The following is a 24,707-nucleotide window of genomic DNA, read 5'->3' as shown; positions in this document are numbered from 1 at the left end:
GTTTGATATAGAGTTACTAATTCTTTTAGGAATATTTGATATGACCAATTATCAGATATTAGATGATGCATATTGAAAATAAGAATATGACAGTCTGACCTTATTTTCAATAAAGTAGCTCTAAACAATGGACCTTCTTCAACATTAAACGGTCTTAGAGATTCTTCTTTATTTATACGATCTACTTCTTCTTCTTTTAAATTTTCATCTAAAGTCTGTAAATCAACTATTTTTAAAGAAAAATGTGCATCGTTATTAATTAAAGCTATTGGTTTTCCGTCCCTTAGAGGAAACACAGTTCTTAAACTTTCATGTCTTTTAATAATTTCTATAATACTTTTCTCTAAAATATTTATATCTAAATTCCCAACTAATCTTATCGCACACGGTATATTGTACGACGAAGAATTTGGATCGAGATAATTTAAATACCAAATACCCTCTTGTGCAAAAGATAGTGGATATTGATTTATTTCCTCAATTATTTTATTTTCATTTTTTAAATCCTCCGTATGATTTCCTTCTTCTATTAAAGATAATAAGTATCGGCTTAATTCACGAACTGTCGGATAATCTAAAATAATGTCATAATCAAGTTCTATATTAAATTCATTCTCGAGTTTTTCAATAATATGAATTGAAATTAATGAATTCCCACCAATTTCAAAAAAGTTATCTTCCACATTCAATTGGTCTAGGTCTAGTGCTGCGCACCAAATTTCCTTAATCTTTTTCTGGATGTGCATATCATTATTAATAATTGTTCGAGTTTCGTTTGAGTTTAACTCATTCTTGGGAGATATATTATTAAAAGATAAATTACAGTTGTTTTCATTAAAATCTAACCAACATTTGGTTTTCTCAAACGGATAAGTTGGAATTTCTAATCTCTGAAAATGTTGTCCCTCGTAGTATTTATCCCAATTAATATTTTCCCCAATAGAATAAATATCTGAAATAGCTTTGATTAAAGAGCAATAATTATCTTCTTCATAAGAAGCAATTGAACTTACAAAATCCAACTCATTTCTAATCTCAAGAAGCTCTTTGAATAGTTCACCATCCTTATTCATTCCTAAAAATATTGGATTAGATTTTTCATTAAATGATAAAATGAGATTTTTAAATCTATTTTTGTCAAATGTTATAGTTTCATCAAAATCAGTAGCATTTAAAATAGCTTCCTCAAGAGTTATCTTACCCATAATTACTTTGACAACAAGATTTCCTAACCCAACACCTATAACTTTTTCAGGTATTATTCCTTTTGAAATCCAATAAAAATATAATAAATATTGGAAAATAAATTTTCTCACACTCTCATTATCATTAGATGGAAATTTTACGAAATATTGATTATATATATCTTTGCATCGTGGGTGATCAATTGTTAAGTATTGAAATATATTTTCAGGAATCTGAAAGTCGTGAGAAAATAGAAAAATAATAGAAGGATTCTCTAAGCATCTTTCTGTTACATTGATTTTATTAAGCTTTTCTATTAGTTCATGTCTACTACTAGCGACACAAGAGATTCTATAGTTATAATCATCTCTTCCTTTATTTAGAACATAGCTAATGTTTTTTAAATTATCTCTACTATTTTTTAAATAAGAAATAAGTAATTTTTTATACTTTTTTAAAGAGTCAGTAGATTTAGCCGACAATGTAAACAAATAAGGTCCCTTTTCTTCCTCTTCATCTTGATAGTTAATTACTGGAGCTTCTTCCAAAACCACATGTACATTGGTACCACTCATCCCAAATGAACTAACTCCAGCTCTTCTTTTCCCATTATTCTCTATATTCCAATCCCTAAGTTCAGTATTTACCATTACAGCAGAATTTTCAAAGTCAATATGTCTGTTTAATTTTTTTATGTGTAAAGATGGAAAAATTTTTTTGTGTTTCAATGATAGAATAGCTTTAATAACACCCGCTATACCTGCCGCTTCTGCTAGGTGACCAATATTTGACTTTAAAGAACCAATATAACAAAAGTTCCTTTTGTCAGTAAATTGATTAAAGGCATCTGTCAATCCTTGAATTTCTATTGGATCCCCCAGTTTTGTACCAGTTCCATGCGTCTCAATATAAGAGATAGTTTCAGGATTAACGTTAGCTTTTTTCCATGCACTAATAATGACTTCAGTCTGAGCCTGAGGACTAGGAGCTGTAATTCCATTTGACAAGTTGCCATCTTGATTCGAAGCACTTCCTTTAATAACTGCATGAATAACATCCTTATCTTTAATTGCCTTCTCTAATGGCTTTAATAATAAAATTCCTCCACCTTCTCCTCCAACAACTCCATCTGCAGAATCATCAAATGCCTTACACATATTACTCTTCGATTCCATTCCAAATTTGATATCAGATGGAAAGTTTAAATTCGAAAGAAGTCTAACTCCCCCTGTGATTGCATATTCTACTTCTCCGAGGATTAGTTTATTGCATGATTCATGTAATGCTGTTAATGAAGAGGAACAAGAAGTATCTATAATCATTGATGGTCCTCTTAATCCAAGAAAATAAGAAATTCTCCCTGCACTAATGGCATATGAGTTACCAGTTAATAGTGTTGGATGAAATTTACTAGCTAAGTGTATATATTCAGGTTTAGGTCCACCAAAACCACTTAAAATTAAAGATGTTTTACTCCCCTTAAAATCCTCTAATCTGTATCCTGCATTTTCTATCGCACTGCAAACCAATTGTAATAATATTCTTTGATGGGGATCCATATGATCTGCTTCAGATTTTGAAATATTAAAAAAATTATAGTCAAATTCATCTATTTGTTCTAAGTACCCAAAAAGAGCAGATTGATTACTACCTGATGTTTCCTTACGTCTTAAAGGAAGTTTTTTTACACTAAAGATACCATTACTTAAATTTTCATAAAATTTATCTAAATTTTCTGCATCAGGGAAAATTCCACTCATTCCTATAACTGCAATATCCATCCTATACTACCTCTCCCTCTATAAAATAAGGATTTTCTCATTATTTCGTTAAATTTCTTCAATTTTTATAAGCATCCATGTATCGTAGGCATCAGAAATAATGAAATATAATTAACCCGTGGTGCTAGTTGAACATTAACGCTCAACTAGCCCGAGTATAACAAGTGAATAGGCCAACAAGATGCCATCTAGCGCAACTTCAAAACCTGCAATAGAGTGAGCGCGAATCTCTGTTATGCGGTACTGACCAACGAGAACAAAAAACACGGTTTCGACGACTTTGCGCTTTTGCTTGATCCACTGTTCCCATCGTTTTAATTTGCGCTTCTTCTGATTCTTCCGAGTAGGCGTCCACAGTGCCATTTGATATTCCTTGTATAGCTTTTTTGTAATACATCGCTGATAGATCCCTTATCTCCTAAGGTATAGGGGTGTGGAACTTGTGTCATCACGGTTTCGGCTACCGCTTTATCATGGCAAGGTGCTTCGGTTACCACATACCCCATAGGTAGACCTTGATTTGTCACCTGCAGATGAAATTTGAATCCATAATAACGCTGCTTTTTGGACGCACAATAGCCGATATTTGCCATGCCTTGAAACCGTTTCACACGATACACTCTAGCTGCATGACACCATTCTAGGGGGAGGCTATCGATTACGGCATAGGCATGGTGCTGTCCACGCTTGGCTACCTGTTGACGAATCCATTTGATGGCGAAACGAAGGGCTCGAGCGCGACGATTGTAACGGGAACGTTTGGGAAAGTCATCAACTGAAAACAAATTCCCAATCACAAAGCGATGCCACGCGCGCTCAGAAGTAAATCCAAACAGTTTCCCAAGGATATGAATAGCGATGATCACCTCATCTTTTGATTTCATCAAGTGGTGATTGTGACGTTGAAGATATGAATCCATAAGCAAAAGTTGAGTGGAAACAAAAGACAAAATCACCTCGTATTGTTTTTGAATGTTTGCTTGGTTTGTAGTAAAATGAAAGTGCTCTTGCATGGGGATTCTCCTTTCGAATGGTTGGTCGCACTTTCATTTTAAAGGAGGTCCACAAGCAAGGGCTCTTTTTTTGCTTATTCAAAATTATCTAGTACCACGGGTATAATTTATAATCGAAATATATTTGATAATGTTAAGTAATTCAATGGGAGTTTGCGAGCTGAACAAAGAATGATTAAAAGGAAATATCGCTCTCCTTATTCTTTCTGTAGTGAAAGAATAAGAAAGAAAGGTACGAATGCGAAATTTCTGAACCCGTTAAAGAGAAGACTGAGGGTGAACTTGAAATTCAAGAAGCAACGCTATACTTGCCATTGAAACAGGGGGGACACTCTCATCTTCATGGGGGACAGGAAAGCCACGATGGTTGATGAAGATGCTATGCATGGTAGATGAAAGTGTCCAATTATGTACATAGAATGATGAATAACGGGAAAACGACCGCCGGAATGGTAAAAAGTTCTGGAGAGAAAGGAAACCGTGTTGTAGGAGCAATAAAATACGTCTAGATAGTATTATTTTGTTGTTTCGGTATCTTTTTTGTGTATGGGAATGATTGATACAGTCATTGACCGCATAAAATATGTTGAAAATTTCTGATTATTAAAAGGGTGATACGAAATGGAGAACTGGATTACGAATATAATGGAGAAATTTGGTTATTTGGGGATTTTTTTGTTGATTACTTTAGAAAATCTATTCCCGCCAATTCCATCGGAGGTTATATTGACATTTGGAGGGTTTATGACTAATCATACCAACTTAAGTGTTTTTGGGGTAACTGTAGTTTCTACTATTGGATCGGTAGCAGGAGCGATTGTTCTTTACGGTATTGGATTACTTGTTGATGTAAAGCGAATCGAGAAAATCGTGGAGAAGTGGGGACATCTACTTCGATTGACAAAGAAAGATATTCATAAAGCAAATGAATGGTTCGCGAAGTATGGAGTTTGGACGGTTTTTTTCTGTCGTTTCATCCCTTTAATTAGAAGCTTGATCTCCTTGCCAGCGGGAATGGCACATATGAATTTTGGCGTCTTTCTAGTATTGACTACGATAGGAACATTGATTTGGAATTTAGCTCTTGTTAATATTGGTGCTGCAATTGGTGGATCGTGGGAAATTGTTGTGGGTTACATGGATATCTATTCCAATGTGGTTTATGACATTTTAGCCTTATTGTTTCTTTGTCTTGCTATTCTGTTTATTAGAAAAAGAATATTAAAGTAAACCATTCAGTTTATTTTCATGAACACCATTGAAGAAAGCAAGTAATAATAAAATAACATTCAAAGTTGGTATATTGCCCCGCTTCAAACAATTTTTAACAATATTTCATAATGATGAGGCGAATGTGTGATAAAATAAAATTAAAAAAGGGGGGCATTCACTTGTCTAAACTGCTTCAAGGGCTTATTTGTGTGTTGATGGGCTTTATTTTCTTCATGCTATCATTAACTTTATCGATGCCTACCATACTATGGTCGGTTTTACTTGGGGCAAGCATTATCATGAATATGGCAGGCACGGCTATTTTGCTGCGGTATATGAAAAAGACAAAAGAAAGTATTTGATTTTATTGGGCGACCTATATGCGAAGGTCGCTTTGTTTTTACAGCATTTGACCATGATAACCGAGAAGCAAAGGTGACAGGAAAAGATATATCATCAACATAAATTCCTATTGGTATTGGAGTGGTAAATAATGTAATTAGAAAAATTGGCTTTGTTTTTTATAATCACTGCCATTGGCGATACAATATAGCAAAGGCACAACGGATTCTTTCGCGGAGAAAGAAAGGTTCTGCACGCTGGGGAAAACAACGCTTAAAAGTGGCTAAACGACATGAAAAAGTAGCAAATCAACGAATGAACTTTCTTCATCACAAGTCAAAAGAATTAGTCATAACTTACGATGCTGTGATCATTGAGGACTTGGACATGAAAGGGATGTCTCAAGCCCTTCATTCCCGGAAAAGCGTTCATGATAACGGTTGGGGTATGTTCACAAAATTTTTAGAATACAAAATAAAAGAGCGAGGAAAACAACTGATTAAAATCGATAAGTGGTTCCCTTCAACGAAAAAGTGTTCTTGTTGCGGTAAAGAACAAGAAATGCGGTTATCCGAACGTGTGTACAAGTGTTCTTGCGGCGCTGTATTAGATCGAGATCACAATTCAGCGATCAGTATTAAAAACGAAGGATTACGCTTACTGGTGTTAGCATAAAAAATATAACTCTTGGAACGAGAAGATTCGCTCGGTCCATTTTCCTGTCACTAGACGGGATTACCCGAGAAGCCCCCACTTCAATCAAATCGTAAGGTTGATAAGTGGGTGGGTAGTTCACTTATAGCATAGGTTGAGCATAGAAAATGAACGATTTATCTTCTAATTCACGAAAGAAGAAATAGACATTTTTTCTTTATATAATCATCATAACAAACGTAAAATAAGCTTAACGAACTGCGGCATCGATCTGCCGCAAAAGGAGATGAGATGATTGAACGAGGGATGGAATTTTGATAATAGCTATGCGCGCTTGCCCAATCGTTTCTTCAGCAAGCTTCTTCCGACTCCTGTTGGTTCTCCGGAGCTGGTTATACTGAATCGCCCATTAGCTGTTTCGCTCGGATTAAATGATGAAGCGCTTGCAAGTGAGGAAGGAGTCGCCGTACTTGCCGGAAACCAAGTTCCAGAGGGAGCGGAGCCTCTCGCGCAAGCCTATGCGGGACATCAATTCGGCTATTTTACGATGTTAGGGGATGGAAGAGCGATTTTGCTTGGGGAGCAAATCACGCCTCAGGGCGAACGATTGGATATTCAGCTTAAAGGTTCAGGGCGGACACCATATTCCCGTGGCGGGGATGGGCGTGCGGCGCTTGGCCCCATGCTTAGAGAGTATATCATTAGCGAGGCGATGCATGCCCTTGGCATCCCGACTACGCGCAGCTTAGCCGTTGTGACAACGGGTGAGACCATTTTTCGCGAGACCGAATTACCGGGAGCGATTTTAACCCGGGTTGCTTCGAGCCATTTGCGCGTCGGAACGTTTCAATATGCGGCCAATTGGGGAACGGTTGAAGAGCTTCGAACGTTGGCTGACTATGCACTGGAACGGCACTTTCCGAACTTTGAGACGGCGCCTAACCGTTATCTGTTCTTGCTTGAGGAAGTCATCAAGCGTCAGGCCGAGCTGATTGCCAAGTGGCAATTAGTCGGTTTTGTGCATGGGGTGATGAATACGGACAATATGACGATCAGCGGCGAGACGATAGATTATGGCCCTTGTGCCTTTATGGATACCTATGACTTAGCAACGGTATTTAGCTCGATTGATACGCAAGGCCGTTATGCATACGGCCACCAGCCATATATCGGCGGCTGGAATTTAGCAAGGCTGGCGGAGAGTTTATTACCGTTATTGCATGAGGAGGAGGAACAGGCCGTCGAGTCGGCTGAAGCGGCGCTTTCGGCATTTCCTAACCTGTATCAGCAGCATTGGCTCACGGGAATGCGGGCGAAGCTTGGCTTGTACACAGAGGAGGAGCAAGACGCCGCTCTTATGACCGAGCTATTGCGGCTGATGCAAACACATCAGGCGGATTACACGAATACATTTCGATCATTGACACTGGGGCAGCTTGAAGGAATGCCGCTATTTTGCGCAAAAGAATTTCGCGATTGGCATGAGAAGTGGCAAGCAAGGGTTAAAAGACAGCCGCACGCAAAAGAAGAAGTATACGAGTTAATGCGCAACAGCAACCCGGCGATCATTCCGCGCAATCATCGGGTTGAAGAAGCATTAGAAGCGGCGGTTGAGCGTGGGGATTACAGCGTAATGGAGCGGCTGCTTCATGCTCTTTCCGATCCTTATGCTTATTCTTCGGAACAAAATGAGTACGCCCAACTGCCTCCGCCGTCCGATCGCCCTTATCGGACATTTTGTGGGACGTAATGGAAAACCTTCGATAAGCAAGTGGTTGATGAGAGATCGGTTTCGCTCTCTCATTTTTTGTTAAAGTGATCATTCATTCCCTCAGTTTATTACTTTTTGGCCCGTTTTTTATGCGTAACGATTTTGATATGTCTTTTTTTAAGAATATATCGTATAATATGATATAGAAGGAGGGGGGATGTTGAATGTCATTGGATGACATGATTGAAGCGATGAATGAACAATGGACAAATATTTATTATTTACTGCACTACGTTCACGAAGAGCCTCTTACTCATCAAGCGGTTCGATTGCTTCAGTACATTGAAAAAAATGGGGAAGCGACGATCGGAGACTTGGCGGAACATCTCCATATATCTCATAATACCGCTTCTGAGCATACAAAAAGGCTGATTCAAAAAGGGTTTGTAACAAAACAAAGAAGCAGTAGAGACGAACGAAAAGTGTTTGTGGCTTTAACGGAAGAAGGGAGACGCGTGCTGTATCGGCATACTCGGCTTGATCGAGACAAACTAAGAAAAGTATTAGAGAATTTTAGTTCATCCGACTTAGAAATGATACGGAAGGCTTTTTCGATGTTGAGTGAGGAGGCAGAAAAATGTTTTCGTTAGTGAAAATTGTGATTTCTGCTATCATGATCGGGATTGTAACGGAAGTGGCGAGAAGATTCCCTACATTTGGCGGAGCTATAGCAGCACTGCCGTTAGTCAGTTTATTAAGCTTATGCTGGCTTTATGTTCAAGGTGAACCAACAAAGCGTTTAAGTGAGTTTGTGTTCGGTGTTTTATGGGGGCTGCCAGCGACTGCTTGTTTATTATTAATAGTCGCTTTATCCTTGAGAGCTTCATTTTCACTGGCTTTGTCCATTGGATTAGGAATAGCGGCCTGGAGCCTCTTTTTAGCGATTCAAAAGCTAATGGCCCATTCCTAGCGCAGTGCTGGTGGTTAGATTTTAATCTTATGCTGAATGAAGCCTTTTCTTTCAAGAAGTCTGTGATTACAAGTGATAAAGAAGAAGTAAAAAACAATAACCGTCCCCCTGTTAAAAAGGGGGCGGTTATTGTTCTGTCAAGGTCTGGAATCTTAAAGCAAAGCTATTTCCTCCATTTCCACTCCGCTAAGAGGTGGGAGAGGTATCCTATCATTTGTAGTCCATCTATCCTGTCATTCCTTGAGTCAATCAACCGCAAAGCAACATTCCCACTACAGAGAAAAGCTTGGCCGTTCAACATTTGTCGCTTTATATGATTTTTTCGCTGGTCGAGTGCCTAAACAACACTCCGACTTGCATGGGGACGTGTTGTTCAGGCCTTTGCCACACGCCTACATGAAGAAGGAAGTGTATGCCTATTTTTGACCTGACCTTCGAAATCGCCTGCTGCCTTCTATCCAGAGATGCTCCGTTGATCTAGTCTGACGAATCCTCCGTTATGATTAGGCGTAGGGAGAACCGCTAAGGGAGGAAGAGTCATGCCATTTTTGAAACCAGTAAATAAGAATAGCGACGGCTTGAAGAATCAAAAATCTTGAGAAGCCGTTGATATTGTGGTACTCCATAATCCCTAGATATTCGTACCATTTCATGAGACCGACGGCATAGATGATGTCCATCACCGCATTGACAAGCATGTAAAGCCAAAAGTTTCCGAAGGTAAAATATAAAACAATGATGGGAGCAACCACATAGAAACTGTAAATCATCGGCGTTAGATGTGTGAGAGGAAAAACGGTTTCTTTGACGGTCCACCAATGGAGCCTTTCGCCCAATTGAAAAATGATCGTCATGATTAACGCACAAAGAAAGCCGGTTGCCATAAATCGTTTAATTTTTTGTTTATGAAAAAATAGCAGCAGAAACCAAGGAAAAATAAACGAAATCCAAAGAAGGGTTTGATTGAACATATATTTTTGCTCCTCTTTTCAAAAGGTATCTATATTAGGATTTTGGACAAGTTTTATTTATTTTATAAATCCATTCGACAAAAATAGAGAAAAGTTTTTATTCTCATAAGATAGTGTGTCCATAAGTTTCTATTTATGGTGTCAGATAAAATTGATTCACTTGTTGTCATTGGGTTATATAAATATGAATGAACGATATCTGTAAAAATCCATGGTCGGAAACAAGGTGGTGTTGTTCAAGGACCCACCCGTCGAAATGTCTATATCTTTATAAAGCTTGAAGGATTGGTTTTTATTAAGTTTTCGCATAAATTGCACAAGAGAGGATGAAACTGTTAGTAAAAAGAAAAAAGGATGAATAGAGTGTTCGGATTAATTGTTGCCGCTCTTTTGTTTAATTGTGCGGCTTTTATGACAAATAAACGCTTGACAAAAAATCAAATCATACACATTTGGACTTTTACGATTGCGCTTCAGAATATTGTCGATTTGTATTTAAGCACCAAATACGAAGCGTATTGGTATTTTACAAAAGAGATTAAATGGGAGTCATTTCCTGCAAGAGTAGTGCTGATCCCAGCTGTCAATATGCTCTTCTTAAGCTGGTATCCTTTTAGAGATTCGTTATCCAAACGCGTTGTTTGTTTTATAAGTTTTTGGATTCTGATCGTTTTATACGAAGCGAGTGCTTTATTGCCGGAACCGTGGGGCTATTTGCGTTACGGCTGGTGGAATTTAACCTATTCTGCATTGAGCTATCCTTTTTTGCTCATACTGATTTTAAAATATTATCAATGGATATGCAGAGTGGAAAGCTACAAACCATAAAGAATATAAGAAAGAATGCAGAATAAATGGTAGGAGTGGTTTTGATTGTGGATTCTTTATTTTTCCATTATTGTATTTAATCTTATTGCGATTATGATGAAAAAGAAATTAATGCGCATTGAATATTATAGCTGCATTTTATTTGCGTTGTTTACTTCAGAGATCGTCGACCGATTTGCCGAAAAATATGATCTGTATGGTTTTTTCTATCCTTTTATGATCGAAGCCAAAACGTTATTGGTTTTATTCGGAATATATCCTGCAGCTTCGATGCTCATTATTAACTGGTATCCTTACAATGGAACATGGAAGAAAAAAAGCTTATATCTGTTGGGCTGGAGTATTTTTTCCACTTTTTATGAATGGTTAGCGGTACGTGTCGGTTTTTTATATCATCATCATTGGAATTTATGGTATTCAGCGATCTCCTATCCTTTTTTATATGGAATGCTTATTCTTCAAGTTTCTTTCTTCCGCAGGCTAAGCAAAGCTGACATGATCTCACCAAAATCATGATATACATATTGAAGACTCGTAGCGCTAGAGGAAATGGCCCCATTTATTGTCCTCGTTCTATATACCTGATGAATAAACGGTATCTGCTAAAGCTCGCGGTCGGAAAACAAGTCACTGACTTGTCTTTCGACCGGCGAAAGCGGATGATCAACGCTCGCACATATGGGATCAAAGGTTGAGGGAGCAAGTGATATCGATCATCATGCTCTATCATGCCATAGGGTATATTGGAGATCAAATAAATGATTTTTTGGCAACTGGAGACAAATCACTGGAAGAGTTTTTGTCACGCGTTCACACGCTACAGAAGCTCAAAGCAACGCTGCTTTCAGAGCTATCTATAGCTCAGGAAACGGTTTATGATTCGATTCAGTCATTGGACGAAAAACGATACGGTATCCTAAAAATATTCCATTTCACAAGTGTTAATAATCCGTTATTTTACTAAAAATATGGAATGATTGAGCTAGACACTAGCGTTCTTGTTTGAGGAGGGGGCATGCATCTAGTTTGCCGACTACAGCAGAAAAGCGAGGAATCAAGCGATGTCAATGGGTTTTTATTGGATCATCAACACGTCTGATTCCATTTATTTAATTGATAGGAAGGAGGTAGAGAGAATTCTGCAAAGCGTGATTTTCATTTTTCTGTTGTTGATGAAATTTTTGGCTATGGGCCTCTATATGGGATCTATTTTTCCGAAAACTGGATTGTTTTTTACATCGTGATAAAAATCTGTATCATAAATGAAAGCAATTTGAAACCTTATGAAAATGTAAGTCTGCTAGAATACTGTGGATGGAAAGAGAATGATGCGTGTTGATGATCAGACTGCTAGAATCGCAAAGGAAACCGATGAAATTAGGAAAGAGTAAAAAAGAAAAGGTATTTCACTCTTTTCATCTAATATATTAAATAGATATGGGAAAATGACGATAATTGAAAATCAAAGATTCTATTCTGTTCGATAAAATTTTGCTGGCGTAGCAACAAATACTGATTGGAGCATTCGTGTTCCGTAAGCTTTTTGATATCATGTACCCTTGGTGAACTCTTGCATTCGGCTATTGGTGTTCTATCAAAGGAATATAAGCGCCATTATATTGCCGTATATTTTTAATATATGATGAGATCGGGAACCTAAGCATATAAATGGTTGTCATCGTTCATCAGCATGCCTCACATGAAGAGGATATCGTCTATAAGAATGATAGACAATGAAATATAGAGATCGGGGGATAAGAATGATGTTGGAGAATCAACTGATCAAAAAAACATTTTATGAAACATTTATGACGCCGGGAGAGAAGGATCCCGTTCATTTACTTGGAGAGGCATTTCTTGAAGGATATAAAGGCGGTACAGCTGATATCTCGGCCATTCGTTTTGCCCAAGGAGAGGTATATTTTCACAAAAAGGATTATGAAGCGGCGATTTTTAAATGGGAAAATACCCACAACGACTTAGAGCCGTGGGCGAAGAAAAACATTGCTGATTGTTATTATGAGCTTGGACAGCTGTCGATGGCTGAAGAGATTTATAAATCTATTGAAGCAGAAAGCGCCATTTTGCAAGCAGAGGTGTTGCTGCAGCTGTTTTCCTTGTATATCGATCAAGGCAATATGGAGAAAGCGGATCAAATTATTAAACAAGCGGTAGCGTTTCATCCGGATTATGGAGATGTGACCGAAATGGCTCGTAGCTTTTTCGAAAAGCATCGAGATTGGAAAAGCGCAATCGAGTTGGCGGCAAATGAGGCCATTCGGACAGAGTCGCAGCGTTGGTTTGATATGTTAATCGATTATGCAGAACGCGGCTATACAAAGCTTTTCGAGCCATCGTATTTTTTAAAGTGCTTAGCTGTATTGTATGAATTGGATCAAGGAAGATTTGAACAGCTGGCGGAAGCGCTATGGACTCATTATCAAAATGATCGGGCCTATTTTTCATGGCTTCAGGAATTTAATGAGTTATTCTTTCATTTAGGAGCGAACCGCAAGCAATCGTGGAAAAGATTATCCGAACTGTATCAGGATACGTATTTTGAATTAATTAGCGGAGCTTACTTATTAAGAGATGTGGAGAATTTTATCCCTAATCTTTTAACAAACTGGATCAAAATCGCCAATCATTCCTATGTTTTGTTTGCTTCTGCGGCTGTGCTGGCATGGAGTGAGAAATTTCCGAACAGCTTAAATGACGAGATTGTCCGCGAGGCCGAAGATCTTATCTTTCAAGCGAAAAATGAATTTGACGGCTTAGAATACAGCCTTGAATTATTTAATTCGATTATTAGATGGGCGGAGTCGCAGAAGGCAGACCGTGGCTACCGCTATAGATGGCTGATGCAGGAATTGATGGATTTGCAGACATACCGTGTTTTTGTAGCGGGAGCTTCAGGAAACGGCAAATCTGCGTTTGTCAATTCACTTCTTGGCGAAAATATTTTAACGGCTCCGACCTCTTCTATTATTGTCTTTAGAGGAGGAGAAGAAACGGAGATTCGAAAGGTATCAGATGATGAGCTAATTACTTTAAACTTTCACGAGTTTCAGGAAGCGATTGATAGACGACTGAACAAGCAAATGAACAGCTCCATTATGGAGTTTTCACTGCCAGCGCCTATTTTACAAGAGAATCGCCTGGCGCTTATTGATACACCTGGATTTAATCATCGAAGCCGACTGGAAGAAGCGGTAGAAAACTATTTGCACTTAGCGGATAGCGTTTTATTTGTATTGGATGTGAATGATCCGTTTACTGAAAATGAACAAGAAATTCTTATGTATATTCGGGAGTGCGCGCCGCATCTTCCTGTGCATTTTCTAGTAAACAAAATGGATGAAATTTATGATGAGCATGAAGCAGCTGCCATTTTAGAGGAGACACGCTCAAGGGTGCAGGCTTATTTTCCAAACGCAAAGGTATTGGCCTATTCCTCTTATTTAAGAAGCCGGAAGCAGCAGCATGAGATTCACGAATTTTTTAGAAGCCTGAACCATGGCGTTACAGAAGCGGACAGGGTCGAAAAGATGCTAATATTTACCCAGCAGTTTATTCATCATTTATTGAGTAAATGGACAGAAATGGAGGAAAAATTAGCGGACTCCATTCGCTGGAATGAAGAGATGGTGGCAAAGCTAAGCGGTGCCATCAATCAGTTGGCGGATTTAAAAAATGAAAAAGTGCGGACGATTACAAGGACCTTCGATAAAGTATTAGCGGAAGTCAAGGAAGATTTAACGGAGAAGATTCCGGAGATTTTGCGCGGATGCTCTGAGATGATTCAAGAAGACAGCGATTTCCGCAGCATTCATTTAGAATTAAATGATGAAATGAATCGAAGAATCGACGCTCATGTACATGAACGCGTGTTGCCGAAGCTGTATCGTTTGTTGCAAGATTGGATTGACACAGCGAATGATGAACTGAACGATTGCCAAGCGTTCCTCCATGAAATGGGCGAAGGATTTAATAAACTGTTTGGTGAAGAACGGCTTCAGCTGCTATGCGATTTTAGAGTGCTTGATGACTGGCAGCGTGATGCTGATCGAATGACGAGCAGTGTAGAGCTGGAAAAAGTGAATATTTTTCTGCGCCGTACCCCATATCAAATATTATTGAAAGGCGCCGGAAAATTGTTTGGAGTATTCCAGCAAAATAATCTCATGTTATATAATAGATATAAACAATTTGTTGAAAATGAGGATTATATCGATGTGACAGAATCCATTATCAAGCAGCTGCTTCTGCAGTTCGAGCTGTTTGAAAAAACGCTTGAGCGCGATATTTCTATTTTCTTCCGTAAATCGTTTGCTGCGCTCAATCAGACAGTGGATGAAATGAAAACAGAGATTTATAAAAAAGAAAAAGATTTAGAAAAGATGAAAACAAATCCAGAAATGTATCATGATCCGCTCACGTTATTTGCTGTCAAGCTGCGCCAGTATGAATGGATGGTCGTATCAGCAAACAGGGGCTTTTCAAGCGTAACCAAGTCGAGCTAAAACAACTGGATGATTGTGTCTGATTCCAATCGTCGATTCTCAGCAAGGGAATCGACGATTGGTTATTTTGAATAAGAGATCTTATCTACGGGTTCATTTGTATTCTTTAGATGATGGAACTTGCTCTTTTAATTTTGGTAGTTTTATATACCCCTGTTTTTGGACGGCTGAAGCAAGAGCATAGGTTTCATCTTCAAGTTTTGATAGATCGATTTTTTTGTTATATATGGTAAAAAATAGATGATGGGCGGAGAACAAACAAAATCACAATGAACCAAAGGAAGCCTGCCATATAGGGAAATCGCTCTCTGTCCTTTTTGCTTTGTATAGAAGCGATCGCGGACAGCAAAAGCTTTAGATAAGGAAGAGATTATTTCTATGGATGTATATCGTTGAGTAGATCGAAAATGGCTCGTTATCTTTTATTTCTTTTGTATTCGGAATGATATAAATCATCTACTCTTTTAGCGGAATACCATTGTCCTAAAAACAGGGAAAGAAACATAAACACGGCTCCAACAGCTAACCCTGTCCGATAATAGCCTAAAAAGAACAATAAAAATGAACCGACAAGTGCTGAAATCATAATCACTAATAACCAATTTTTTATTTTTTCTTTGACGTCGGGCTTCATCCTTTTTCACCTCCGTTTTTTTCTTATCTTTCCCTTATGTATGCAGTACGTTTCAGTGCTTGGCAAGGATTCATCTTCTATTCGTACGATTTGATGCTGGGGTGGTTCTGTATAAGGCCAAAAGATTCAATATTATTTTATCACAAGTGTTGATGGGCCATTCGCTTGCCGACTACGACAGAAAGGCTAGGAATCAAGCAATGTCAATGGGTTTTTACTGGATCATCAACACCCCTGTTATTTTACATATAAATCCAGCTGCAATTCTAGCTACGGAGAAATCTATCATTTAGATAGATTAGCGTTCCGGTCATCAGCATAGGGCTTCTTTTTATTACCTTGAAATATTGAATCATGGAGGAAAAAGATAGAGGAATAGGAGAGGACAAGCGATCAAGAAGCAGGACTAAAACGCAAATGCTAGATTGTTGACAAACGACCTTCATATAAACATCTTTTGTTCCGTTTGCATCCTCACTCGGCTGTGGTGCTTATCTGTCAACCGTTTTGAAAGTATCAATAGACAAAGTCAGCATTGACTTTGTCTATAATTTACTCTCCTCATGCTCATCAGTGATGAACATGAGGAGAGTGCGCCTTTACTTATGGAGTCAGGGAAAACATGTGTTCATTTGTATTGTTGATCAGCTTCTCTTTCATTTGACAAGTCATCATCAGGAAGAACGGTTTTTGCAATGGTCTGATCGAGAGCTTCAAAATCGTAATAATGAATGACATCATATAATTCTTTGCGTGATTGCATCTGGTCAAGCTCGTTTTTTTGCGTGCCGGTTGTTAAAATCGCTTCATATACGCGCTCATACGCTTTTGCAGCAACCCGAAGCGAAGTGACCGGATAAATGACCATAGAATAGCCGAGAGCTGCAAACTCTTCAGCAGTATAATATGGAGTTTTTCCGAATTCTGTCATATTTGCGAGCAGCGGAATCGAGATGGCTTGTTTCATCTTAGCGAAATCGTCTTTGCTTGTTAATGCTTCTGGAAAAATGGCATCTGCGCCTGCTTCCGCATATCGGCGTGCCCGCTCAATCGTTTGCTCAATTCCTTCGACGGCATACGCATCGGTGCGAGCCACGACCACAAGTGAAGGGGCTACTTCCTTCAACACTTTAATTTTTTGTACCATCTCTTCTGGAGAAACGAGCTTCTTACCGTTCAAATGGCCGCATTTTTTTGGCAGTTCCTGATCTTCGATTTGCACGGCAGCCACACGTGCTTCCACCATTTCTTTTGCTGTGCGTGCCGTGTTAAGAATGCCGCCAAACCCTGTATCAATATCTACTAGCAACGGCAAATTGGTCGCACGAACTAGCTCTCGTGCTCGCTGTGCCACTTCTTCGGAAGTAATAATGCCTAAATCAGGAAGCCCACGGCTGGCGGTAAACGCTGCTCCTGATAAATAAAGAGCTTGAAAGCCGACTTTTCTGGCAATAAGGGCCGCCATTCCGTCATGAGCGCCTGGAATTTGCAAAATTTCTGGGGCGTTCATTAAATAGCGAAATCGTTCGGCAAGTTCGTGTTGTGTTGATTCACGTTCGACAATCCAAACCAAAGGAGCTCCCTCCCTTTCCTATGAGTTTTCCAAGGCATAAGCATTCATTTTCTCCTAGCTTCAAGAGAAACCTGCTTTAGTATTTTTAAATGATTAAATGACAAATAAATCGACAAATTCATGTACAGGGGTAGCTGCGAGCCGGTCTTGATCGAGAGAAATGTCTAAGATGCGGTCAATCTGTTTTTTTGGAAAACGTGTTTCAAGGTTTTTCGTGTATTTTTCTAATAATTTAGGGATTGCTTCCTGGCGGCGGAAACGATGTCCGATCGGATATTCGCGGACGATTTGCCTTGTTTCGCTGCCATTCTGAAAGCGAATTTGTACGGCGTTAGCAATCGAACGCTTTTCTGGATCAAGATAGTCACGGCTGTACTGTTTATTTTCGATAACGGTCATTTTCTCGCGAAGGGCATCGATTCTTGGATCTTGCGCGATTTCGTCTTCGTAGTGATCAGCCGTTAAATCTCCGTAGATAAGACCGACCGCTGTGATGTATTGAAGGCAATGGTCGCGATCGGCAGGATTATGCAATGGCCCGGTTTTATCAATAATGCGGATGGCTGATTCATGGGTTGTAATGATAATCTCCTCAATTTCGTCCAGGCGATCCTTCACTTCAGGATGGAGCTCAATGGCGCACTCGACTGCTGTTTGGGCATGGAACTCAGCAGGATAAGAAATTTTGAAAAGAACATTCTCCATTACATATGATCCAAGAGAACGAGCAAGCTTCAACTTTTGCCCTTTGAATAGCACATCTTCAAATCCCCAATTTGGTGCGGAAAGAGCAGTTGGATATCCCATTTCACCTGTTAAAGACATGAGTGCAAGACGAACAGCTCGACTTGTTGCATCTCCAGCAGCCCACGATTTTCGCGATCCTGTATTTGGGGCGTGACGATATGTACGCAGGCTGGAGTTATCGAGCCAAGCATTCGATAGGGCATTGATTATTTCTTCGCGTCCCCCGCCGAAAAGCTTGGTGACAACAGCTGTTGACGCCACTTTAACGAAGAGTACATGGTCTAATCCTACGCGATTTAAACTATTTTCCAGTGCAAGCACTCCTTGAATTTCATGGGCCTGAATCATCGCTTTCAGCACATCGCTCATGTTCAGCGGCTTTTTTGCTTGCGAAATATTGCGGCGGCTTACGTAATCGGCAGCGGCTAAGATGCCCCCGAGATTATCAGAAGGGTGTCCCCATTCCGCAGCTAGCCATGTATCATTATAGTCAAGCCAGCGAATCATGCAGCCGATATTAAATGCACCTTGGACGGGATCAAGAACAAAAGAAGTTCCGGGAATGCGGCAGCCGTTAGGAACGACGGTCCCTGGCACAATGGGGCCTAACAGTTTTGTGCATTCCGGATAGCGGAGTGCAAGAATGCCGCAGCCTAACGTGTCCAATAGGACATAGCGAGCTGTTTCGAATGCTTCATGACTTTCGATTTTTCCGTTAAGAACATAATCCGCTATTTGAACAAGCAATTCGTCTGTTTGTTGTTTTTCATTATTTTTTATTAAAACTTCACTCATGAATCTCTTCCTTTCTAGACTCCATTTATATTATGATAAAAAGAAGAGGAATTGCTGGCCCCAATTCCTCTTCGGGTGAGCGTTTAATCTGCTTTTTCAGTTCACTTGCAGGTGGCGCTCTCCGACATATTTGACGCGAGGGCGGTATAGCCGGTTATTGTTATGCTGTTCAATCACGTGGGCGCAAAGGCCGGCGGTTCGGGCACTAAAGAAAATCGGTGTGTAAAGCTCAATTGGAATACCAAGCAAATAATAGACAGGAGCAGCATAGTAATCTAGATTTGGATAGAGTCCTTTTTCTTCTCTCATAATTGTTTCTCCCGCCTCGCACATTTCGAGCAGAGTCGTGTCGCCGCAGACTTCGCTAAGCTCTTGAAGCGCCTTTTTCATAAGCAAGGCTCGTGGATCCATCTTTTTCATGTATACGCGATGACCAAATCCCATAATTCGTTCCTTATTGGCTAGCTTTTGATAGAGCAGCTGTTTGTATTTTTCTGGCGATTCCGCTTCTTTGAGCATATACATAACGGCCTCGTTGGCTCCTCCATGAAGATGCCCCTTTAACGATGACACAGCCCCTGTCAATGCTCCGTACAAATCGGCGTGGGTGGAGGAAATGACCCGCGCTGTAAATGTCGAGTTTGGCAGCTCATGTTCAATATAAGCGATGAGCGAACGGTCAAATATTTTCACTTCCAGCTCGCTTGGTTGCTTCCCTGTCAGCATATATAGAAAATTGGCGCTGTAAGAGAGTTCTTGGTGCGATGGAACGACTGGATGGTTATGCAACAGGCGATGGCTGCTTGCAATAATGGCAGGTATTTGAGCCAAAAGCTTAATCGCTTTTTCTTTATTAGCCGCTTCTGTTCGTTCATCGAGATGTGGGTCAAAGCTGGCTAAAACGGAAATACCGGTTCGCAGTGCATCCATCGGATGGGCAGTTTGCGGCAGCTGCTTCAAAATTTTCACCAGTTCTTGCGGCAGTGTTCTTTGTGTGTGAAGCTGCATTTCAAAGCGCTCTTTTTCTGGCGGTGACGGTAGTTTTCCTTCAATAAGCAGATGTGCTGCCTCGGTATATGTTTTGGTTTCTGCCAGCTTGATCAGATCATATCCCCGGATGACGATTTCTTCATTCTCCACATCAAGAAATGAAATTTTCGTTTCAGCCGCTATGATTTCTTCTAACCCCGGACGAAATTCCAAAAAGATCCCTCCTTCATTTAAAATCATTTGCTTTCGTCGGCCGACTCCTTGCTGAAAACAAGTTCTTGTCGTATTTCTTGATATGCTTGCTGCAAATTAGCACGGCATGATGGCTGTTCTGACAAAGGGAGGCGGACGGCAATTTCCGATTGATAATGATCGTACAGATCCATTAAAGAAACGGGTGGATGTTTTGTAAAATTGTTCATGACCGTTTGCTTAAACGCTTCCAAAAAATATTGCTTTGTTCCGAATGTGTTGTGCATGATGTCTGTCCTTTCGTTCTCAAGTTCCGATACGATTCGAATGATGGACATGCGCTTGAAGCAAATAAAAAAAGCATCTTCGCAAATGAAGATGCTGAAAAAGCGCATACGATCCCCTATGAAAAACATATACAAAAAAACATATGTTTTTCCGCTTCCTCAACACCCCCTATCCTCGTAGGTTTTTGGTGTGGACCGAATCAGGCAGGTCTCCTGGCTTATGTTCATCGCTTCCTAGCCCCTTCCCGTTGATATGTCAAGCATTCAACAGTGGTTTTGGCAGGTTGCTCCCATTTACAGTTGCGGGACAGCGTCGGATTTGCACCGAACTTCCCTTTTAAACCGGTCAAGCGCTCTTTTGCTTACCGGTACCTGATCCTAACCAAAGTTATTCAATTTTCAAGTTCACTATATCATATTTTTTCTGAGACGAAAACAAAAAAATTCTTAACTTTCTAACAGGTGGCCTGGGCTGCTTCCGACAGTGTTCGATCATGAAAGTTATCTAGATATAACTTAAGGATAAAAAATGAGAAGGTGATGCTCCGATTTCAACGGTTGAGCATTCGAACAACACGGTCTACAGCTTATTGGCTGATACTTGTTACGCTTTGAAACTGGAATGCTCTTTTTGAATGATTAATCTTAATAAAAGCGATCGACTTCTGTCGAAATTAGATTTGCGCCATGAATCAGAAGACTTAATCTCCTTGACAATTTTTTCGAAGAATGATAGGGTTATTGTAAAATTTTTCTGATACTTCATGACAGGCTTAGAATGGAGGTTTGAAGCGTTTTTTTCTTGGCGAACAAGAAAATAAATGTGGGAACAGGTTCCAAAGGTGAGTCAAGACTAAATGGCCCAGTCCAAGGCTCCCTGCGGATGAAAAGGGAAGACCGGTGAGATTCCGGCACGGTCCCGCCACTGTAATAGAGGAGCTTTCCGCTTTACTGCCACTGATCAAAGATTGGGAAGGCGAGCGGAAAGCAATGATCCTTAAGTCAGGAGACCTGCCTGTTCTGACAACACTGCTTTTACCTACGGAGGATAGGGAGGTGTTCATCATGGACAAGGGGATTAATCCTTTTTTATGGCATTTCTAACTTCCGTTGGAGCGTTAGGAATGCTTTTTTATTATTCGGAAAAAGAAATATGACGTCAAATCGCGGTGAATGCAGGGAGATGTGAGGGGAAGAGCAACTCAGCTGGAAGGATGAACGGGAAACCGAGCCATCGAATGGACAACATAGATTTCCTATCAGGCAAGTCCCGCCTAAAGATCAGGTAGAGAGTGGAAAAACGATAAAAATAAAATGATAGGAGAGAATGAGGAAATGAAATCAAGCAATCTTGGCTATCCACGTATTGGGGAAAAACGAGAGTGGAAAAAAGCATTAGAATCTTTCTGGAATGGAGAGATAGACGAAAAAATTTTTTTGGACACGATGCAGTCCATTCGTCTAAACCATATCAAAAAGCAGCGGGAAATAGGGATTGATCTTGTGCCGGTTGGCGACTTTACCCTTTATGATCATATGCTTGATACAGCGGCTATGTTTGGTTTCATTCCTGAACGTTTCGATTATCAGGGGGGAGAGGTTCCTCTCTCAGTTTATTTCGCGATGGCGCGCGGCAATGAAAAAGCACCAGCATGCGAAATGACGAAATGGTTTAACACCAATTATCATTACATTGTTCCAGAATGGAGCAAGGAACAAAGCTCCCGCCTGCATATAACAGAAAACAAACCATTAAAGGATTTTCGGGAAGCGAAGGAGAAATTAGGAGTTGAAGGAAAGCCTGTTTTGATCGGACCTTATACGTTTATGAAGCTTTCCAAAGGCTATGATGAAAAGCAATTTTCCTATTTTCTATCATTGTTGCTTCCGCTTTATGAGCAAATACTAAAGGAGCTGGAGCGCGAGGGGGTAAAATGGATACAGATTGATGAACCCATTCTTGCTACTTCCTTAACCAAAAAAGAGATGGAGGAATTTGTATCTGTTTATGAGCGGTTGCCTCAAGCTGCTCCTAACTTAAAGATGATGTTGCAGACATACTTTGAGGCAGTAGACTGGTATGAAAAACTAATCAAGCTTCCTGTTAGCGGGATTGGCCTTGATTTTGTTTATGGCCTAGAGAAAAATTTGCGCCATTTATCGAAGAGCGGTTTTCCAGAAGATAAAGTGCTAGCGGCAGGGGTGATTGATGGACGCAATATTTGGCGGACCGACCTGTCGGCAGCCAGCCGTCTCGTGGAAAAAATTTTGCATTCTGTCCCATCTGAACGGTTATGGCTGCAGCCATCAAATAGCTTGCTGCATGTCCCTGTTACGACAACATACGAAAAAACATTGCCTTTGAACTTGCAGCAGATGCTGGCATTTGCTGATGAAAAGCTGGAGGAGCTTGTGTATTTAACAGAACGATTCATCGATGGCGAAGGAAAGCGCGCTCATTATTATGCTCAAAATCAACAAGCGCTTCATTTATGGAAAAAGGATGCTTCAAGATATAATGCGAACGTGCACAAGGAGTGCGAGAACCTAACGAAGGCGCAGCTTGAGAGAGCATCATCCTATTTGGTACGGCAAAAGAAGCAGCAAGAAATAAGCCAGCTTCCAATATTGCCAACGACGACAATTGGCAGTTTTCCACAGACAGCAGAAGTGCGGAAAGCGCGCCAAAAGCTCAAAAAAGGCGAGTGGAGCCAGCCACAATATGAGCGCTTTATTGAAGCAGAAATTAAGAGATGGATCGATATTCAAGAAAAAATAGGATTAGATGTTTTGGTGCACGGTGAATTTGAAAGAACCGATATGGTCGAATTTTTCGCCGAAAAATTAGGGGGTTTTGCCTTTACTGAAAATGGATGGGTGCAATCATATGGTTCGCGCTGCGTTCGTCCACCGATTATATACGGCGATGTCGAATTTTTGCAGCCGATGACGGTTAAGGAAAGTGTATACGCACAATCGTTAACAGAAAAAATAGTCAAAGGAATGCTCACAGGTCCTGTCACTATTTTAAATTGGTCATTTGTTCGTGATGATCTGCCTCGACATAAAGTAGCGGAGCAAATTGCCCTTGCGTTGCGAAACGAAATCAAAGCACTAGAGGAATCAGGAATTTCAGTCATTCAAGTGGATGAGCCCGCTTTGCTTGAGGGACTTCCTCTAAAAGAAGAAAAGAAGCAGGAATATTTAGAGTGGGCTGTACGGATGTTTCGTGTAGCCACTTCCATTGTAAAGGATGAGACGCAAATTCATACTCATATGTGCTATTGTGATTTTTCGTCTTATCTGCCTGTCATCAATCAAATGGATGCAGATGTAATTTCAATTGAAACATCCAGAAGCCATGGTGAAATGATTTCTGTTTTTGAAAAAGAAACATATCCGAAAGGAATTGGATTAGGCGTTTATGATATTCATAGTCCGCGAGTTCCGTCTGTAGCGGAAATGGCGGAAATGATTGAAAGATCTCTGCAAGTCTTGAACCCGGAACAATTTTGGGTCAATCCCGATTGCGGGCTAAAAACGCGGAAAGAACAAGAGACAGTAGCCTCTTTAAAAAATATGGTGGCTGCTGCCAAGTTGGTGCGTGCGAGATTGCTGGAAGAGAAAAAAGAATGGGAGGAAGGAAAACGCTATGACGCAGTCAAAACGAGCAAGTGAGTCACGGACACTATTAACCGATTTAGTGCTCCCATCAGATACGAACCATCATCATACTATTTTTGGCGGAAAAGTTATGGCATATATTGATAAAATTGCTTGTATTGCGGCGATGAGGCATTGCCGGAAGCCAGTGGTGACAGCTTCAAGCGATTCTGTAGATTTTCTTGCTCCGATCAAGGCAGGAGAAGCCATTTATTTAGAGGCCTATGTAACATGGGCCCATCGAACATCAATGGAAGTATTTGTGAAAGTAGAGGCGGAAAATTTATTGACAGGAGAAAGGAGAGTAACAGCTCATGCCTATTTAACATTTGTTGCGTTAGATGAATCAGGAAAACCAACTTCTGTGCCAGCCGTGATCCCAGAAACAGAAGAGGAAAAACAGCAATACAGGGATGCGGAGGAACGGTATATGTTAAGGAAGAAAAGAAAGCAGAGATGGAAAATGTAAGTGAAAAAGGTGTGTCGTTCAGCAGTCAAGCGTTTATAGCCTTATATCCCATCTGGATGCACAAAATAGAGCCGATTTCGTTTCGGCTCTATCTTTTTGTTTTATGAAATAAATCTCAGTTTCTGTTATTTATCATTTTCCTCTATATGAGGATAATCATCTTATTG

At 40.1% G+C, this 24,707-nt stretch carries 17 protein-coding genes, 2 pseudogenes and 2 riboswitches; of the genes and pseudogenes, 11 read left to right on the top strand and 8 right to left on the bottom strand.

The features are described from left to right. Positions 1 to 2,966: beta-ketoacyl synthase N-terminal-like domain-containing protein (locus tag B6A27_RS03370; protein WP_080860165.1), on the bottom strand; the 2,966-nt coding region annotated here is incomplete at its 3' end. 135 nt (positions 2,967 to 3,101) lie between these two features. Continuing rightward, a pseudogene (locus B6A27_RS03365) lies at positions 3,102 to 3,979 on the bottom strand (IS982 family transposase). A gap of 621 nt (positions 3,980 to 4,600) precedes the next feature. Here B6A27_RS03365 and B6A27_RS03360 point away from each other — a divergent pair. The 6 genes and pseudogenes from B6A27_RS03360 to B6A27_RS03335 all read left to right on the top strand — a co-directional run bounded on the left by B6A27_RS03360 (position 4,601) and on the right by B6A27_RS03335 (position 8,868). Continuing rightward, the gene (locus B6A27_RS03360) at positions 4,601 to 5,209 is read left to right on the top strand and encodes a DedA family protein (RefSeq protein WP_080860163.1); all 609 of its coding nucleotides are present in this window, start codon (positions 4,601 to 4,603) and stop codon (positions 5,207 to 5,209) included. A gap of 161 nt (positions 5,210 to 5,370) precedes the next feature. Beyond that, the gene (locus tag B6A27_RS03355) at positions 5,371 to 5,553 is read left to right on the top strand and encodes a hypothetical protein (RefSeq protein ID WP_080860161.1); all 183 of its coding nucleotides are present in this window, start codon (positions 5,371 to 5,373) and stop codon (positions 5,551 to 5,553) included. Positions 5,554 to 5,740: 187 nt separating this feature from the next. Then, positions 5,741 to 6,208 (top strand): annotated as a pseudogene (locus B6A27_RS03350) (RNA-guided endonuclease InsQ/TnpB family protein); the annotation flags it as partial. A gap of 274 nt (positions 6,209 to 6,482) precedes the next feature. Beyond that, on the top strand, positions 6,483 to 7,937 hold the full coding sequence (locus B6A27_RS03345) for a protein adenylyltransferase SelO (RefSeq protein ID WP_080860158.1): 1,455 nt from the start codon (positions 6,483 to 6,485) through the stop codon (positions 7,935 to 7,937). Between the two features lie 185 nt (positions 7,938 to 8,122). Next, positions 8,123 to 8,548, top strand: coding sequence for a MarR family winged helix-turn-helix transcriptional regulator (locus tag B6A27_RS03340; protein WP_044741763.1), 426 nt, complete (start codon positions 8,123 to 8,125; stop codon positions 8,546 to 8,548). Further along, positions 8,536 to 8,868 (top strand): DUF3147 family protein, encoded by a 333-nt coding sequence (locus tag B6A27_RS03335; protein ID WP_080860157.1) that lies wholly within the window; start codon positions 8,536 to 8,538, stop codon positions 8,866 to 8,868. Before B6A27_RS03340 ends, B6A27_RS03335 begins: the two co-directional genes overlap by 13 nt. Before the next feature lie 503 nt (positions 8,869 to 9,371). Here the strand turns inward: B6A27_RS03335 and B6A27_RS03330 are convergent. Then, the gene (locus B6A27_RS03330) at positions 9,372 to 9,839 is read right to left on the bottom strand and encodes a hypothetical protein (protein ID WP_080860154.1); all 468 of its coding nucleotides are present in this window, start codon (positions 9,837 to 9,839) and stop codon (positions 9,372 to 9,374) included. Between the two features lie 354 nt (positions 9,840 to 10,193). Here B6A27_RS03330 and B6A27_RS03325 point away from each other — a divergent pair, with 354 nt between their 5' ends. The 3 genes from B6A27_RS03325 (at position 10,194) to B6A27_RS03305 (ending at position 15,190) form a co-directional block, all read left to right on the top strand. Further along, entirely contained in the window at positions 10,194 to 10,667 is a 474-nt protein-coding gene (locus tag B6A27_RS03325; protein ID WP_369824137.1) for a hypothetical protein, read from the top strand. Positions 10,668 to 10,712: 45 nt separating this feature from the next. Then, entirely contained in the window at positions 10,713 to 11,183 is a 471-nt protein-coding gene (locus B6A27_RS03320; RefSeq protein WP_080860147.1) for a CBO0543 family protein, read from the top strand. Between the two features lie 1,244 nt (positions 11,184 to 12,427). Then, positions 12,428 to 15,190, top strand: a complete 2,763-nt coding sequence (locus tag B6A27_RS03305; RefSeq protein WP_080860141.1) for a dynamin family protein — start codon at positions 12,428 to 12,430, stop codon at positions 15,188 to 15,190. A gap of 415 nt (positions 15,191 to 15,605) precedes the next feature. Here the strand turns inward: B6A27_RS03305 and B6A27_RS03300 are convergent, their stop codons facing one another. From B6A27_RS03300 to B6A27_RS03280, 5 genes are all read right to left on the bottom strand, one after another. Beyond that, entirely contained in the window at positions 15,606 to 15,824 is a 219-nt protein-coding gene (locus B6A27_RS03300; protein WP_044741756.1) for a hypothetical protein, read from the bottom strand. 628 nt (positions 15,825 to 16,452) lie between these two features. Next, the gene (prpB, locus tag B6A27_RS03295; protein ID WP_080860139.1) at positions 16,453 to 17,397 is read right to left on the bottom strand and encodes a methylisocitrate lyase; all 945 of its coding nucleotides are present in this window, start codon (positions 17,395 to 17,397) and stop codon (positions 16,453 to 16,455) included. Between the two features lie 93 nt (positions 17,398 to 17,490). After that, entirely contained in the window at positions 17,491 to 18,939 is a 1,449-nt protein-coding gene (locus B6A27_RS03290) for a bifunctional 2-methylcitrate dehydratase/aconitate hydratase (protein ID WP_080860137.1), read from the bottom strand. Between the two features lie 96 nt (positions 18,940 to 19,035). Next, the gene (gene mmgD / locus B6A27_RS03285; protein WP_080860135.1) at positions 19,036 to 20,169 is read right to left on the bottom strand and encodes a citrate synthase; all 1,134 of its coding nucleotides are present in this window, start codon (positions 20,167 to 20,169) and stop codon (positions 19,036 to 19,038) included. Beyond that, the gene (locus B6A27_RS03280) at positions 20,166 to 20,408 is read right to left on the bottom strand and encodes a hypothetical protein (RefSeq protein ID WP_139788057.1); all 243 of its coding nucleotides are present in this window, start codon (positions 20,406 to 20,408) and stop codon (positions 20,166 to 20,168) included. The genes mmgD and B6A27_RS03280 overlap by 4 nt, the downstream gene beginning before the upstream one ends. A 186-nt stretch (positions 20,409 to 20,594) precedes the next feature. Further along, positions 20,595 to 20,799: riboswitch (cobalamin riboswitch) on the bottom strand. A gap of 461 nt (positions 20,800 to 21,260) precedes the next feature. Further along, positions 21,261 to 21,441: riboswitch (cobalamin riboswitch) on the top strand. Positions 21,442 to 21,743: 302 nt separating this feature from the next. Here B6A27_RS03280 and metE point away from each other — a divergent pair. Both metE and B6A27_RS03270 read left to right on the top strand, forming a co-directional pair. Next, on the top strand, positions 21,744 to 24,086 hold the full coding sequence (metE, locus tag B6A27_RS03275) for a 5-methyltetrahydropteroyltriglutamate--homocysteine S-methyltransferase (RefSeq protein ID WP_080860133.1): 2,343 nt from the start codon (positions 21,744 to 21,746) through the stop codon (positions 24,084 to 24,086). Further along, on the top strand, positions 24,061 to 24,540 hold the full coding sequence (locus B6A27_RS03270; RefSeq protein ID WP_044741750.1) for an acyl-CoA thioesterase: 480 nt from the start codon (positions 24,061 to 24,063) through the stop codon (positions 24,538 to 24,540). Before metE ends, B6A27_RS03270 begins: the two co-directional genes overlap by 26 nt. The last annotated feature ends 167 nt before the right edge of the window (positions 24,541 to 24,707 follow it).

The organism is Anoxybacillus sp. UARK-01 (assembly GCF_002075365.1).
Classification (GTDB): domain Bacteria; phylum Bacillota; class Bacilli; order Bacillales; family Anoxybacillaceae; genus Anoxybacteroides; species Anoxybacteroides rupiense.
Note: the sequence above shows the minus strand (reverse complement) of the source record. Positions and strands in the feature narration are given on the sequence as shown.